Below are 15730 nucleotides of genomic sequence, written 5' to 3' on the forward strand. Positions count from 1 at the left end.
CACATGACGTACTTCGCACGTCCACGCACCCGCGCGAGACGCCGGGCAGGCCATCTCGCCGGCCTGACCACCGCGTCACTGCTCCTGGGCCTCGCCGCACCCATGGTCCCCGCCCAGGCGGCGGACACCGCGGACGTCACCGACGGCCTGGCCCTCTGGTACAAGCTGGACGGTGCCTCGGGCGCCACCGTCACCGACGCCTCGGGCAACGGCCGTGACGGCACAGTGAACGGGACCGCCGACTGGTCGGACCCCGCGCAGGGACTCGCCTTCAACGGCTCCGACACCTCCATCAAGGTGCCGGACGACGTCTTGAAAGGCATGGACTCGATCACCGTCTCCACCGACGTGCTGATCGACTCCGCACAGACCACGCCGTACTTCATCTACGGCTTCGGCAACTCCAGCGGCGGCAACGGCAACGGGTACCTGTTCGCCACCGGAAACTCCCTGCGCACCTCGATCGCGACCGGAAACTGGTCGACCGAGCAGACCACGAAGCCCTCCGACGCGCACAACCTCACCCGCGCGGTGTGGAAGCAGCTCACCTACACCCAGACCGGCAACACCGGCGTCCTGTACGAGGACGGCGTCGAGGTCGGCCGCAACACCGCGGTCACCATCATGCCCGGCGCCATCGGATCGGGAACCACCACCGCCAACTACATCGGCAAGTCGGTCTACTCCGGCGACAAGCTCTTCAAGGGCCGGATCCGTGACTTCCGCGTGTACGACCGGGCCCTCGCGGCCTCCGAGGTCGAGCAGCTCTCCCTCCCCGTCGACACGCAGGGCGTCGCCGATGACAAGGCTGCGCTGAGCCTCGGCGACACCAGCGCCGTCACGGCCGACCTGGACCTGCCGAGGACCGGCACGGCCGGCGGGTCCAGCATCACCTGGGCCAGCGACAACACGGATGTGGTCAGCGGCTCCGGCAAGGTGACCCGCCCCGCCGCCGGTGAACCGGACGGCCACGCCACGCTCACGGCGACCCTGAAGAAGGGCACCGTGACCGACACCAAGAGCTTCGACGTCACGGTCCTGCCCGATTTCGACGACGCCACGGCCGCCGAGCGGGCCGCCCAGTCGCTCGCCGTGCACAACCTCGACGACGTCCGCGGAAACCTGACCCTCCCGGCGACCGGCGGGTACGACACGAAGGTCGCCTGGTCCTCCGCCGACGAGAAGGTCATCGAGAACGACGGTGTGGTCCACCGCCCCGCGCACGGCGACGGCTCCGCCACCGTCGCGCTGACCGCCACCGTCACCAAGGGCGAGGCGAAGGCGACCCGCAGCTTCACCGCGAAGGTTCCCGAACTTCCCGCGGAACAGGCCCTCAAGGGCTATATGTTCAGCTACTTCACGGGCGAGGGCACCTCGGACGGCGAGCAGCTCTACTCCGCCCTCAGCAAGGGCAACAACCCGTTGAAATGGCGGGAGTTGAACGACGGCAAGCCGGTCCTGACCTCCACGCTCGGCGAGAAGGGCCTGCGCGACCCGTTCATCATCCGCTCCCCCGAGGGCGACAAGTTCTACCAGATCGCCACCGACCTCCGGATCTACGGCAACGGCGACTGGGACGCCGCCCAGCGCTCCGGCAGCAAGTCCATCATGGTCTGGGAGTCCACCGACCTGGTCCACTGGACGAACCAGCGGCTGATCAAGATCTCTCCGGACAGCGCGGGCAACACCTGGGCACCGGAGGCGTTCTACGACGCCGAGCTCGGCGAGTACGTGGTCTTCTGGGCGTCGAAGCTGTACGACAACGAAGCGCACTCCGGCGACACGTACAACCGCATGATGTACGCGACCACCCGCGACTTCTACACGTTCAGCGAGCCCAAGGTCTGGATCGACCGCGGCTACTCGGTCATCGACTCCACGATGATCCAGAACAACGGCACTTACTACCGTCTGTCGAAGGACGAGCGGAACAACAGCTCCTCCACGCCCAACAGCAAGTTCATTTTCGAGGAGAAGAGCGACTCGATCCTGAACCCGTCCTGGACCGCGGTCGCGGAGGGCATCGGAAAGGGCGCGATGAGCGCCGCCGAGGGACCCTTGGTGTTCAAGTCGAACACAGAGGACAAGTGGTACGCGTTCCTCGACGAGTTCGGCGGGCGCGGCTACCTCCCCTTCGAGACGACCGACCTCGACTCCGGCAACTGGACCCCGGTCGCCGACTACGACCTTCCGGCCAAGCCGCGCCACGGCACCGTCCTGCCCGTCACCCAGGCGGAGTACGACCGGCTGCTGCGGGCCTACCAGCCGGACCAGCTCGTCGAGAGCGTCGAGTCCGTGCAGGTGAAGACTCGGACGGGCCAGGCGCCCGTCCTGCCGGCCACCGTGATCGCGAAGTACGCGGACGGCGTCGACCGGCCCGTCGCCGTCACCTGGGCGGACGTCCCGGCGTCGCAGTACGCGCAGGCCGGCACCTTCACGGTCACCGGCAGCCTGCCCGACGGCGCCGCACTCCCCGTCCAGGCCGAGGTCACCGTGTCCGAGGAGGGCCCCGACGTCCCGGCCGACCTGCTTCTGCACTACGGCTTCGACGAGACCGGCGGCAACATCGCGGTCGACTCCAGCGGGCACGGCTACCACGGCACCTACGTCGGTACCCCCGGCTTCGGCACGGGCGTGCGGGGCGGCTCCTTCAAGATGTCGGGAGACGCGACGGGTTCGCCGTACGTCAGGATCCCGAGCGGTGTGCTGAAGAACGCCGACAGCGTGACCGTGTCGACGTACGCCAAGTGGAAGGGGGGCAACAGCTTCCAGTGGCTGTTCGGGCTCGGTCCCGACAGCGACAAGTACCTCTTCGCCACCCCCTCCAACGGCGGCAACAGCCTCTACTCGGCGATCACGAAGGCGAGTTGGTCGGCGGAGTCGAAGCTGACGGCCGGCTCGCAGCTCACGCCGGGCGAGTGGCGGCACGTCACGGTCACCCTCGACGGGGCGACCGGCACGATGGTCCTCTACGTCGACGGCGTCGAGGCGGCCCGCACGACGACCACCGTCAAGCCGTCCGAGCTGTACGACGCGAACAAGGACTACAGCGGCTACATCGGCAAGTCCCTGTACGCGCCCGACCCGTACTTCGGCGGCGAGGTCGACGACTTCCGCATCTACGACCGGGCCCTGTCGGCCGCGGAGGTCATGGAGCTCAGCGGCAACACCGCGGGCATCGCCAGGGCCACGCACCCGGCGCTGAAGGTCGACGCCATCGTCGACAACGCGGACGGCAAGGTCACGCTGCCGATGCGGGAGGGCACCGATCTCACCGCGCTGGCACCGGAGTTCGCCCTCGCCCACGGCGCGGCGATCAGCCCCGCCTCCGGCAGCGTGCAGGACTTCAGCAAGCCGGTGACGTACGAGGTGACCGGGTCCGACGGCAAGAAGCGCACCTGGACGGTCTCGGCGCTCATCATGAGGAGCCCGGTCCTGCCGGGGCTCAACGCCGACCCGAACATCGTGCGGTTCGGCGACACCTTCTACATCTATCCGACGACCGACGGCTTCGAGGGCTGGAGCGGCACGCAGTTCAAGGCGTACTCCTCCACCGACCTGGTCCACTGGAAAGACCACGGCGTCATCCTCGACCTCGGTCCGGACATCTCGTGGGCGGACAGCAGGGCGTGGGCGCCGACGATCGCCGAGAAGGACGGGAAGTACTACTTCTACTTCTGCGCCGACGCCAACATCGGTGTCGCGGTGTCCGACTCGCCGACCGGCCCCTTCAAGGACGCACTGGGCCGGCCGCTGCTCAAGGCGGGCCAGTTCAGCGGCCAGATGATCGACCCGGCCGTGTTCACCGACGACGACGGGCAGTCGTACCTCTACTGGGGCAACGGGCACGCCTACGTGGCGCCGCTCAACGACGACATGACGTCCGTCGACCTCACGAAGATGAAGGACATCACGCCCAGCGGCTACAACGAGGGCTCCTTCGTCATCAAGCGCAAGGGCACCTACTACCTCACGTGGTCGGAGAACGACACCCGCGACGAGAACTACCGTGTCGCCTACGCCACCGGCCCCTCCCCCACCGGCCCCTGGACCAAGCGGGGCGTGATCCTGGAGAAGGACCTCTCGCTCGGCATCAAGGGCCCCGGTCACCATTCGGTCGTCCACGTGCCGGGCACCGACGACTGGTACATCGCCTATCACCGGTTCGCCATCCCCGGCGGTGACGGCATGCACCGCGAAACGACCGTCGACAAGCTGGAGTTCGACTCCGACGGCCTGATCAAGAAGGTCGTGCCCACCCTGACGAGCGTCGACCCGGTGAGCATCGTGCACGCCGGCGAGGACGTCGGCGGGACGGAGGGCGACGCGATCAGGCTGCACGGCACGATCTCCGGTGCGGGCAACCCGAAGTGGACCGTCGAGGAGGGGGCACCCTGCTCCTTCGCCGACCCCGGCTCGGCCGCGACGACGCTCACGTGCACCGACAACGGCACCTACACGGTCACCCTCACGGGCGGCCGCAGCAAGGACACGGCGACGGTCGAGGTGGCCAACGCGGCGCCTGCCGTCGTCTCCGCCACAGGTCCGCAGTCCCCCGGGCCGGTCGGCAAGCGCACAGTCGTCACGGCGGAGTTCACCGACCCGGGCGCGAGTGACACCCACACGTGCGTGATCGACTGGAAGGACGGGAGCGCGCCGCAGTCCGGCACGGTCACCGCGTCCGGCTGCCGCGCCGAACACCCTTACACCACGGCCGGAATCCGCCGTCCGGTGATCACCGTCACCGACGACGACGGCGCATCGGACAGCAGGACGCTTCCCGAGCTGATCGTCTACGACCGCTCCGCCGGTCCCGCGCTCGGCACCGGAGTCCTCGGCTCCCCGGCCGGCGCCTACCCCGCCAAGCCGGACCTGACGGGCAAGGCCGCCTTCTCCTTCGCCGCGGCCTACCTGCCAGGGGCCTCGGCACCCGTCGGCGAGGCCTCCTTCGGCTTCGGCCCGGCCAGGCTCACGTTCCGTTCGACCGGCTCCGACTGGCTCGTGGTCACCGGCTCCCGGGCCGTCTACCAGGGATCCGGCACGGTCGACGGCAAGAGCGGATACGGCTTCCGGATCACCGCCACCGACGCCCCGGACACCTTCCGCCTCAGGATCTGGAAGAAGTCCGGCGGTGAGGTCGTCTACGACAACGTCACCGGATCGAAGATCACCGGCATCATCGCCGTCGGCTGGAGCCGCCGGTAAAACCCGGCACCGCAGCCATGCCGAGCCCCGCCGACAGACACTTCGTCGGCGGGGCTCGGCATGGGCATCTGTTCACGGACATGGCCCATTAACCGCTGCGCAACCTCTTTCGCACGGATGAACCTCGTGGCATGCTCACCGCTCAACGCAGTTATGAACGTCGTTCATATCCATGAAGAGCACATGGGAAGGGCGAACGGACATGAGCAATGCGCACACGGGCCCCACGGATCCTCGGAATGTCATGGGCATGACCAGACGAACCCTGCTGGGAAGCGCGGTCGCCGTGGCGGTCGGCGCCGTCACCGCGCCGACCGCCCGAGCAGCCGAAGTCCCGTCTCTGTGGCGGGAGTTCAGCCGCACTCCGCTCACCCATCCGCAGATCCCGTACGTCGGCCGCGCCGGATGCCGCGGCGGGGCGACACGCTTTCCGCGCCACCGGGTCGTCGCCGACGTACGCGACTTCGGCGCCGTGGCGGACGGGACGACCGACTCCGCCCCCGCGATCAACCGTGCCGTCGCCGCCGCCGGAAGGGCCGGCGGTGGCACGGTCACCATCCCTCCGGGCACGTACCGCATCGACGACGTGATCCGCGTGGACCGCTCGAACGTCGTGCTCAAGGGCGCCGGCAGCGGTCGTACGACGTTGTACGCCACGAAGAACCTCACCGAGCTGATCGGGACCTACGGCTCCCGCTACGGAGGGGACAAGTCGTCCTGGTCCTGGGCGGGCGGACTGATCTGGCTCGCGCCCCGGGCCCGCTGGGAATCACTCGTCGCCGCGATCAGGGCCAAGGCGTGGCCCTTCGAGGGCTGGACGGGCAACCGGCGCGACGAGTGGCGGACGCTCACCGAGCTCGCCCCGGCACGACAGGGCTCCTGGACGGTGACGGCCGCCGACACCGACTCACTGCGTCCGGGTGCCCTGGTCCTCCTCCGGCTCGCGGACGACACGGACCACACCCTGCTGGAGCACATGTGCGGCGGCGGGCCCGGCCCCGAGGCCTACTTCTGGGACGACAAGACGAAACTGACGTCGTACGTGCCCTACGAGTGGCCGGTCCGCATCGCCCGCGTCCACGGCCGGAAGGTCACCCTCGAACGCCCGCTCCCGCTCGACCTGCGCCCCGAGTGGTCCCCGCAACTGACCACACATGTGGCGGAGCTGAGCGGAGCGGGCGTCGAGGGCCTGACCCTGGAGGCGCCCGAGGCCCCGCAGCAGCCGCACCTGCTGGACAAGGGGCACAACGGCGTCGTGCTTCAGTGCGCGTACGACTGCTGGGTGGACGACGTGACGGTCCGTCATGTGGACAACGGCTTCGGCCTGGTGGCCGCCTCCGCCTGTACTCTGCGCCGGACACGCGTGGCGGGCCGCGGCTCCCATCACCCCTACTTCTGCCGCGAGGGGTCGCACGACAACCTCGTCGAGGACTTCACGATCGAGGAGCGCACCAGCCCCGCGCCCGCGGGCACCCAGCTGCACGGCATCAACGTCGAGGGGCTGTCGTCGTACAACGTCTGGTCGCGCGGCGACATGCGGATGGGCACCTTCGACAGCCATCGCGGCCTGCCCTTCGCCAATGTCCGCACCGACATCACCCTGAACAACAACGGCCGCCACGGCGGTGACGCGAGCGCGGGTCCCCTCTTCGGCGCCCGGTTCACGCACTGGAACATCCGCGTCACCAACGGCCGCGCCGGGCTGGTGAAGATCGACGGTCTGGCGCCGTACTCCGCGAGCGTCGGCATCGACGAGGTCAGGGAGTTCGACCAGATCGACGTCCCCGACTTCACGGGTGATCTGCACACGCGCCTTGAGCTGTACGGCAGTGCGGAGGCGGTGCGGCCACGGAACCTCCACGAGGCCCAGCGCCGGCTGGACGGGGTGGTCCGATGAGCGCGCGGTCCCGCTGGTGGGTCGTTCTTGCGACAGCCCTGGCCGCGCTCACGACAGGGCTCTGCGCACCGGTGGCGGCACGGACCGCGCCCCCGCCGCACACCGCGGTCCTGGACGGTGCCCGTCTGCAGCAGACGAAAGCCCGGCTCGATCGTGGTGATCCGCAACTGCGGCGCGCGGTGAAGGCGTTGACGGTCCGCGCCGACAAGTGGCTGGACCAGGGCCCCTGGACCGTCGTGGACAAGCCCAGGCCCGCTCCGGGCGGCGACGTCCACGACTACCTCAGCCAGGCCCCGTACTGGTGGCCCTCCCAGCCCCCCACCGCCGACAACCCATGGGGCTGCCCGTACGTCCAGCGTGACGGCGAGCGCAATCCCGAGGTCGACTCCGGCACCGACCGCCAGGATGTCGAGAAGACCTTCGACTCCGCGTACGACCTCTCCCTCGCCTGGTACTACACCGGCGAGAAGCGGTACGCGCGGAAGGCCGGGCAGGTGCTGCGCACCTGGTTCCTCGACCCGGCCACGAGGATGAACCCCCACCTGGACCACGCGCAGTTCATCCCCTGCAAGTACGACGGACGGGCCATCGGCATCATCGACTTCTCGCAGTCCTACACCAGTGTCCTCGACGCGCTCGCCCTGCTGGACACCGGCGCTCCGGGCTGGAGCGGGAAGGACCGCACCGGCATGACGGAGTGGAACACCGACTTCCTCGGCTGGCTCAAGGACAGTGACTTCGGCAAGCAGGAGGCGGCCGCCACCAACAACCACGGGACCTTCTACGACATGCTGCTCGCCGGCCTCGCCTACGCGACCGGCGACAGGGCCCTGGCCCGCAGTACGGTCCTGGACGCCCGCGGCAAGCGCATCGCGCCGCAGATCGCGGCGGACGGCAGCCAGCCCCAGGAGCTGACCCGCACCCGGAGCTGGCACTACTCGACCTTCGACCTGGTCGCCTACACCCGGCTCGCGGCCATCGGCCGGCATGTCGGGGTCGATCTGTGGGCGTACCGGGGCCCGAACGGGCAGAGTCTGTTCAAGGCGGTGGACTATCTGTTGCCTGCCACGACCGGAGCCGCCGCGTGGCCCCATCCGGAGCTGGAGTTCCTCCGGTACGCGGCGACCGACGTCGTGCACGCGGCCGCCGACGCGGGCGACATGCCGGCGCGCAGGGCTGTTCCGCTGCTGGAGGCGCCGCCGGGCGGCGACCTGTGGGCCCTGCGTCCGGCGGCGGAACAGCTGGACTCCATCGCGGGGTGAGGGCCTCCGTCAGGGCCCAGTGGACGGGTGGATCGCCCGGTCGACGTCCTGCGGGCGCAGCACTCGCGGGATGTCTTCGAACAGGTAGTGCGCGGTGACCATGGCTGCCACCCTCCGCCGCCCCGCCGAGATGAGCTGTGTGCCCCAGCGGGACGGAGCCGTCGCGGGGGTCACCCGCTCTTGCGGCCGACCCCCGCGTACACCCAGTACTCCGACGGGTTCTCCGGGATGTCCTCGTTCTCGTCCGGACGCCACAGCGGGACGTGGACCAGGCCCGGTTCCGTCAGCTCGAAGCCGGTGAAGAGGTCCTGGATCTCCTGGTGGGAGCGGACGGTGACCGGCGAGGCGGCCCGGGAGCGGTACAGCTGGGTGACCGCGGCGGCCGTGTCTGGGCGGTCCTGGTTGGTGGCGTGGGACAGGGCCAGCCAGCTTCCCTCGGGCAGGGCGTCCCGGAAGGCCGCGACGATGCCGGCCGGGTTCTCCTCGGGCGCGACGAAGTGCAGGATCGCGACCATGAGCACGGCGACCGGCTGGTCGAAGTCGATCAGCTTGCGCACCTGCGGCGCGGCCAGGACGTCGGCCGGCCGCCGGATGTCGGCGTCGACGATGTCGGCGTACGGGTTGTCGGCGAGCAGGGTGGTGCTGTGGGCGACGGCCACCGGGTCCTTGTCGACGTAGACCACCCGGGCCTGCGGGCTCGCCGCCTGGGCCACCTCGTGGACGTTGCCCTGCGTCGGGATCCCCGATCCGAGGTCGATGAACTGCCGGACACCGGAGTCGGCCAGGAAGCGCACCGCCCGGCCGAGGAAGGCGCGGTTGGCGCGGGCCAGCGTGCGCACCTGGGGGTCGATGGCCGTGACGGCCGCCACCGCCTCCCGGTCGATGGCGAAGTTGTGCTCCCCGCCCAGCATCGCGTCGTACATCCGGGCTACGCTCGCCTTGTCCGGATCGGTCCCTGGCGGCAGAGCATCCGCGTCGGTCACCAGAAAGTCCTTTCCCACAAGGTACTTGACGACTCATCATATAGTTGCCGTCGACGCCTGGCGATCAGTTGTCCCCCGCCGGGCTCCCGGACCCCCACCCGGAAAGGCATCACGACCCTGCGGAACGAACCGCACAGCCGCTCCGACGACGCCTCCGCCGCCGTGCCCCCACCCCGTCGGTCGGCCTTCTCCCCCGCGGCCGACGTCATCGGCTCGGAACTCGACCTGGGGCTGACCGGCAGCCATGTCGTGCACGCGCTGACGCCCGGCTTCTGCGACGCGGCGTCCCTCTATCTGCTGGAGCGGTGGCGGCGTGAGGAGACCACGTACACCGGCGCGGACCCCGCTCAGATCGAGGCCCGCAGACTGGCCCTGCGCGTGGGCACGGACACGCCCGAGTCCTGGGAGCGCACCCTGCCGGTCGGCGAGGTGCTGGTCTTTCCCCGCGAGACCCCGTACGCCCGCGCCCTGGTCGACGGACACGCGCAGTTGCTCGACTCGGTCGACGACCACACGGCCGAGCGGCTCGCGGCCTCCGCCGGTGAGGACGCGCGCATCGGCGAACTCCTCAGGACGCGCTCCTTCCTCGTGGTGCCGCTGCGGCTGCGGGGCGGGGCGATCGGCTTCGTCGCCTGCTCCCGCGGACCGGACCGCGGGCCGTTCCTGACCGCGGAGATCGCGGCCGTGGAATCACTGGCCGCGCGGGCCTCGGTCGCCCTGGACAACGCGCGCCGCTACGAGCACGAGCGCCGCACCGCCCTGGCCATCCGGGGCAGCCTGCTGCCGGGCACCATCCAGGAGGTCGAGGGCTGCCGCATCGCCCACGGGTCCCTGCCCGCCGGACAGGGCTCGATCATCGGCGGTGACTGGTTCGACGTGCTCAGACGGCCGGACGACCGGGTCAGCCTGATCGTCGGGGACGCCATGGGGCACGGCCCGGAGTCGGCCGTGGCGATGATCCAACTGCGCACGGCCGTACGCACGCTGGCCGGTCTCGACATCCCCGCCGTCGATCTCATACGACGGCTCGACGCGCTCGCCAGCGACACCCCGGGCGCGTCCTTCGCCACCTGCATCTACGCCGAGTGGGACGCCCGGCGCGGCACCTGCACCCTCGTCGGTGCCGGTCACCCTCCGCCGTTGCTGCGCGGGCCGGACCGCCGGACCGCTCCGGTCACGCTGGTCGGCGCGGGCCTGCCGCTCGGTCTCGGTGCGCAAGCCTACGAGCCGACCGTGCTGAGCATCGACGAGCCCGCGCTGCTCGTGCTCTACAGCGACGGTCTGGTCGAGTCGCGGGACGCCGACATAGACCACCAGATCGCCCGCCTAGCCCGGGCGCTCGACACGGCCGCCGTCGACCACGACCCGCTCCCCTCCCTGTGCCGACGCCTGCTGAACGCCCCCTCCGATCCGGCCGGCGCGGACGACCGCACCCTGCTCCTCGCCGAACTCACGCCCACCAAGGGCTAGTTCAGGCCGACAGGTTCGCCCATACCGCGTTGCCGCCGGTGAGTCTCGAGCGGTCCACTCCCCAGGTGTCCGCGAGCTGCTCCACCAGGAACAGTCCGCGCCCGCCCTCGTCGTCGAGCCCCGCCCGGCACCGGCGCAACGTGGGGCCCGAGTGGTCGTGGTCGTGGACCTCCAGCCGGAGGATCCCGTCGGTGACCAGCCCGATGCCGCACAGGATGCGCGGGCTGAGGGTGTGGCACACGGCGTTGGTGGCCAGTTCGGACAGGAGCAGCACCGCGTCCGAGCACAGCTCGCCCGGCACGCTCCAGGCCTTGAGCCGGGTGCCGACGGAGCGCCGGGCGACACCGACGCTGGAGCGGTGGGCGGGAAGTTCGATCCAGTGGGTCCGTTCCTGGTCCACGGCGTCTAACAGCTGCGGGTACGAGGTCGTGTGGGGGGACACGGTGTTGGCCTTCCGTGGGGGCGGCGGCGCGGCCGGGCGAGCAGCATCGAGGGCGGCGGATGCCAACACGCCGGAGGGTGGGGACGGTTGACAGCACCATGCTCGCGTTCGGCGGCACGGTTCACACAAGTCACTATGCTCGCACCCAAGTTCAACCTGCAACCAGCTCCCTGATAATTTCAGATAGCCGATATCCGTCTGGTGGCGTCATCAAGTCGCTGTCAGACTCGATCCGGTGACAGTCCCTCAGGAGGTCAGGGCGTGAGCGAAGGCCGTACGGGCACCGGTGGCACCAGTGCTCCCACCGTGCTGCGCATGATCCTCGGCCGCCGTCTGCAGGAGCGGCGCCAGGACGCGGGGGCCTCGCTGGAGGACGCGGCCAGGGCCCTGAGGGTGACGTCCCTGACCATCCGCCGCCTGGAGAAGGCCGAGGTCGCCCTCAAGCCGCTCTACGTGGAGAAGCTGCTGGAGACCTACGGGGCGGACCGCCAGGAGATCGACGAGTTCGTCGTCCTGGCCGAGCGGGCCAACGCGCCCGGCTGGTGGCACACCTACCGGGACGTCCTGCCGAACTGGTTCAGCGCCTACGTCAGCCTGGAGGCCGGGGCCCGGACCCTGCGCACCTACGAACCCCACTACGTCACCGGGCTGCTGCAGACCCACGCGTACGCGCGCGGGGTGCTGCGCGGCGGCTTCCCGGGTGAGGCCGACGAGGATCTGGGGCGGCGTGTGGATCTGCGGCTGCGCCGCCAGAGCCTGCTCGAGAGACCCGACGCGCCCACGCTGTGGGTGGTGATGGAAGAGGCCGTACTGCACCGGGTGGTCGGCGGCTCCGAGGTCATGCGGGAGCAGATCGACCGGCTCCTGGAGGTCTCGGAGCTGGAGCACGTCAGCGTCGACGTGGTGCCGTTCACCGCCGGCGCCCATGTGGGTGCGTGCGCCCCGTTCAGCTACTTCCGCTTCGAGGAGCCGGAGCTGCCGGACATCGTGTACACCGAGGTCCTTTCCGGCGCGATGTACCTGGATCAGCGCTCGGACGTGTCGGCGCATCTGGAGGCGCACAACCGCATGTCCCTGCTGACCTCGGACACGGACAGCAAGGCGCTGCTGAACCGCATGCGCAAGGAGTACTCATGACGAGCACCGACTGCCAGGTCTACAACGGGATGCCGGCCACCGACCTGGGCGAGCAGGGCTGGGAGTCGCCGTGGAGCGGTCCCAACGGCGGCCAGTGCGTACAGACGAAGCTGCTGGCCGACGGCCGGGTGGCGCTGCGGCAGTCGACCGATCCGGCCGGACCCGCGCTGATCTACACCCCGCAGGAGATCGCCGCGTTCGTCGCGGGCGTCAAGCGGGGCCTCGCCGACCATCTCGCGGCCGGCTGAACCCCGACCCGAGCCGGACCTGCCCCGGCAGCGACCTGCCCGACACCCCCACGCACACCACCTGAAAGGGACAGGATGACCAACTCCCACGCCGCGCGGGAGATCGACACCAGCCGGCCCCACTCCGCCCGGATGTACGACTACTACCTCGGCGGCAAGGACCACTTCGACGTCGACACGAAGGCGGCCGAGACCGTCGCGGCCACCTACCCCGGCATCTTCACGTGCGCCCGCGAGATCCGCTCCTTCATGCACCGCGCCACCCGCGTCCTCGCGCGGGAGTACGGCGTGCGCCAGTGGCTGGACATCGGCACCGGCATCCCCACCGAACCGAACCTGCACCAGGTCGCGCAGTCCGTGGCTCCCGAGGCTCGCGTGGTCTACGCCGACAACGACCCCCTGGTCCTCAAGTACGCCGAGCGCCTGATGCGCAACACCCCCGAGGGCCGGACGGCTTACGTCCAGGGCGACTTCACCGACCCCGAGGCGATCCTCAACTCCCCCGAGCTGGCCAGGACCCTGGACCTGAACCGGCCCGTGGCCCTGTCCCTCAACGCCATCCTGCACTTCGTCCCGGACGACTGGGACCCGTACGGCATCGTCTCCCGCCTCCTGGACGCCCTGCCCTCGGGCAGCGCGCTGGCCGTGAGCCACTGCACGGGTGACTTCGCCCCGGAGCTGTGGGAGAAGCTCGTCGGTATCTACGCCGCCGCCGGCACCCGGGCCCAGGTCCGCAGCCAGCAGGAGGTCGCCCGCTTCTTCAAGGGCCTCGACCTGCTCGACCCCGGCGTCTCCCTGACCCACCGGTGGCGCCCGGACGACCCTCAGGGCACCGGCCCGGAGCTCACGGACGCCGAGGTCAGCGCGTGGGCCGGGGTGGGCATCAAGCCGTGACACGGCGTCGGCCGTGCGGGAGCACGTGCCCGCACGGCGGCCCGGACGGTCGACGGCCCTCAGCGGACCAGCAGGTCGATCACGCCCGTCAGGTCTTCCTCCCCGCTGCCCTCGGCCAGTCGGCGGCGCATCAACGCGAAGTACGGGCTGAGCAGTTCGGGGCTGACGCCCTGCTGCTCGGCGGTGCTCAGGAAGGCCGGTGTGCCGGCCACCTGCATGGCGAGGTTGGAGACGACACCTCGGGTGTAGTCGCCGCTCCGCAGCTGGTCGGCGGTACGGTGCACGGCCGGAGCCATCGCGACGAGCCAGTCGGCGAGCAGCGGGGCCAGCGACGCGGGGTCGACGTCCTCCTTGCGGATCAGGGCGAAGGCGTGGGCGGCCCCGGCGAACATCCCGTACATGGCGCTGAGCAGGGCCATGTCGTACAGCGCCGCGAAGCCCGCGTCGTGGCCGACGTAGACGGTGCCGGCCGGGAGGACCAGCGTCTCCCGGTGCCGCTCGAACAGCTCCCGCGAGCCGCTGTAGAAGACGTAGCCGCCGGACTCCGGGACGCCGATCATCGGCGGGACGGCCATGATCCCGCCGTCCAGGTAGCGGGCACCGCGCTCGCGGGCCCACTCGGCACGGGCGCGGGCCTGAGCAGGGGTGCTGGTGGTCAGGTTGACCAGGTCTCGGCCGGCCAGATCGGTGCCGGCCAACGCGTCCTCGACCGAGGCGTCGTCCAACAGGCAGACGACGACCAGGGCGTTCACGGCGACCGCGGCTGCGGCGCTGTCCGCGACCTTCGCACCCTCCGCGGCGAGCGAAGCGGCGCGGGCCGGCGTGCGGTTCCAGACGGTCAGCGGGTGACCGGCGGCAAGCCAGGTACGGGCCAGCGCGGTGCCCATCGCGCCGAGGCCCAGCAGCGTGACGGAGTCCTTCTCAACGGTGTTCTGTGTCATGCCGATCAGGCTGGTCACAGGCCCGTGGGAGATCAAGTACGCACTTCGGAGTGGGTGGTTACCCCGAAGTGAGCAAGCACGTCGGAGGGGTGGGGCATGACAACACTGAACCGGCCGGGCGCGCCGGACGGACACGTCTGCGGGATCGACGCCGCGATGGAGGTGATCGGCGGCAAGTGGAAGGTGCTGATCCTGTGGGCGCTCCACGAGCACCCCTGCCGCCGCTTCGGCGAGCTGCGCCGACTGCTTCCGGGGATCACCGAGAAGGTGCTCGCATCCCACCTGCGCGAGATGGAGACGGACGGGGTGGTGCGCCGTGTGTCCTACGACGAGGTGCCGCCCCGCGTCGAGTACACACTGACCGAGGACGGCGAGCGTCTCAACGACGCGCTCCGGCCTCTGGCCGCCTGGGGACGCGGGCGGCCGGCCGCGCAGGGGGCGGAGGAGAGGGCGGGCTAGGAACCGGTGACCACGTCCCGCGGGGGCCGTGACAAGATCCACTGCCATGAGCATCCAACTAGGCGACGGACCCGTCGCCCTGGTCACCGGGTCCACGTCGGGGATCGGCGAGGCCGTCGCACGGCGGCTCGCGGCGGACGGGACGCGGGTCGTCCTGCACTCGCGGCGCAGCACGGAGGCCGGGCAGGCACTGGCGGCGGAACTCGGCGGCGCCTACGTACAGGCCGATCTCGCGGTGGAGGAGGAAGCCCGGGAGCTGGTCGAGACGGCACTGGGTCACTTCGGGCGGCTGGACGTGCTGGTGAACAACGCGGGCATCAGCTGGCCGATCCCACACGCGGACCTCGCGGCGGCGACCCCGGCGGACTGGCGGCGCCTGCTGGAGGTCAACCTCATCGCGCCCTGGGTGCTGTGCACCGCGGCCCTTCCGGCGCTACGGCAGTCCCCCGGTGGCGGCAGCATCGTCAACATCACCAGCCACGCCGGCGTACGGCCCAAGGGTTCCTCGGTGCCGTACGCGGCGAGCAAGGCCGCGCTGAACCACGTCACCCGGCTGCTCGCGGCCGCGCTCGGGCCCGACGTGCGGGTGAACGCGGTGGCACCGGGGCTCGTGGACACGCCGATGACGAAGGACTGGGTGCAGGCGCACGAACTGTGGCGGGACCGCGCACCGATGCACCGCCCGGCCCGCCCCTCCGACGTGGCCGACCTGGTGGCGTCGGTGATCGGCAGCGGCTATCTGACCGGGGAGGTCATCGTGCTCGACGGCGGCCTGAACCTGACCTGAGGGAC

The 15730-nt window shown here is 70.4% G+C and carries 12 protein-coding genes; 9 read left to right on the forward strand and 3 right to left on the reverse strand.

The features are described 5' to 3' along the window. Positions 1-3: 3 nt before the first annotated feature. The 3 genes from QF027_RS02920 to QF027_RS02930 all read left to right on the forward strand — a co-directional run bounded on the left by QF027_RS02920 (position 4) and on the right by QF027_RS02930 (position 8364). Positions 4-5205 carry a family 43 glycosylhydrolase gene (locus QF027_RS02920; RefSeq protein WP_307072405.1) on the forward strand — a complete coding sequence of 1734 codons (5202 nt, stop codon included), beginning with the start codon at positions 4-6 and terminating at the stop codon, positions 5203-5205. A 244-nt stretch (positions 5206-5449) separates the two neighbouring features. Continuing rightward, positions 5450-7102, forward strand: coding sequence for a glycosyl hydrolase family 28-related protein (locus QF027_RS02925; protein WP_307072407.1), 1653 nt, complete (start codon positions 5450-5452; stop codon positions 7100-7102). Beyond that, entirely contained in the window at positions 7099-8364 is a 1266-nt protein-coding gene (locus tag QF027_RS02930; RefSeq protein WP_307072409.1) for an alginate lyase family protein, read from the forward strand. Before QF027_RS02925 ends, QF027_RS02930 begins: the two co-directional genes overlap by 4 nt. A gap of 170 nt (positions 8365-8534) precedes the next feature. Here QF027_RS02930 and QF027_RS02935 read toward each other — a convergent pair whose 3' ends face one another. Continuing rightward, positions 8535-9347: an SAM-dependent methyltransferase gene (locus tag QF027_RS02935; RefSeq protein WP_306986272.1), complete on the reverse strand. Its 813-nt coding sequence runs from the start codon at positions 9345-9347 to the stop codon at positions 8535-8537. A 162-nt stretch (positions 9348-9509) separates the two neighbouring features. Between QF027_RS02935 and QF027_RS02940 the strand changes: the two genes are divergently transcribed. Next, positions 9510-10817: a PP2C family protein-serine/threonine phosphatase gene (locus QF027_RS02940; protein WP_307072412.1), complete on the forward strand. Its 1308-nt coding sequence runs from the start codon at positions 9510-9512 to the stop codon at positions 10815-10817. Position 10818: 1 nt separating this feature from the next. On the opposite strand, the gene QF027_RS02945 is transcribed toward QF027_RS02940, so the two are convergent. Then, positions 10819-11259: an ATP-binding protein gene (locus QF027_RS02945; protein WP_306986270.1), complete on the reverse strand. Its 441-nt coding sequence runs from the start codon at positions 11257-11259 to the stop codon at positions 10819-10821. A gap of 261 nt (positions 11260-11520) precedes the next feature. Between QF027_RS02945 and QF027_RS02950 the strand changes: the two genes are divergently transcribed. From QF027_RS02950 to QF027_RS02960, 3 genes are all read left to right on the forward strand, one after another. Next, complete coding sequence (locus QF027_RS02950) at positions 11521-12396, forward strand: helix-turn-helix domain-containing protein (RefSeq protein ID WP_307072413.1); 876 nt, start codon at positions 11521-11523, stop codon at positions 12394-12396. Then, positions 12393-12644, forward strand: coding sequence for a DUF397 domain-containing protein (locus QF027_RS02955; RefSeq protein WP_306986269.1), 252 nt, complete (start codon positions 12393-12395; stop codon positions 12642-12644). The genes QF027_RS02950 and QF027_RS02955 overlap by 4 nt, the downstream gene beginning before the upstream one ends. A 75-nt stretch (positions 12645-12719) precedes the next feature. Next, positions 12720-13538 (forward strand): SAM-dependent methyltransferase, encoded by an 819-nt coding sequence (locus tag QF027_RS02960; RefSeq protein ID WP_306986268.1) that lies wholly within the window; start codon positions 12720-12722, stop codon positions 13536-13538. Between the two features lie 59 nt (positions 13539-13597). Here QF027_RS02960 and QF027_RS02965 read toward each other — a convergent pair whose 3' ends face one another. Continuing rightward, positions 13598-14479, reverse strand: a complete 882-nt coding sequence (locus QF027_RS02965; RefSeq protein WP_307072416.1) for an NAD(P)-dependent oxidoreductase — start codon at positions 14477-14479, stop codon at positions 13598-13600. Between the two features lie 96 nt (positions 14480-14575). Between QF027_RS02965 and QF027_RS02970 the strand changes: the two genes are divergently transcribed. Both QF027_RS02970 and QF027_RS02975 read left to right on the forward strand, forming a co-directional pair. Continuing rightward, positions 14576-14938 carry a winged helix-turn-helix transcriptional regulator gene (locus QF027_RS02970; protein WP_306986266.1) on the forward strand — a complete coding sequence of 121 codons (363 nt, stop codon included), beginning with the start codon at positions 14576-14578 and terminating at the stop codon, positions 14936-14938. Between the two features lie 46 nt (positions 14939-14984). Next, the gene (locus QF027_RS02975) at positions 14985-15725 is read left to right on the forward strand and encodes an SDR family NAD(P)-dependent oxidoreductase (RefSeq protein ID WP_307072419.1); all 741 of its coding nucleotides are present in this window, start codon (positions 14985-14987) and stop codon (positions 15723-15725) included. Positions 15726-15730 lie beyond the last annotated feature (5 nt).

This window comes from Streptomyces canus (genome assembly GCF_030816965.1).
Classification (GTDB): domain Bacteria; phylum Actinomycetota; class Actinomycetes; order Streptomycetales; family Streptomycetaceae; genus Streptomyces; species Streptomyces canus_E.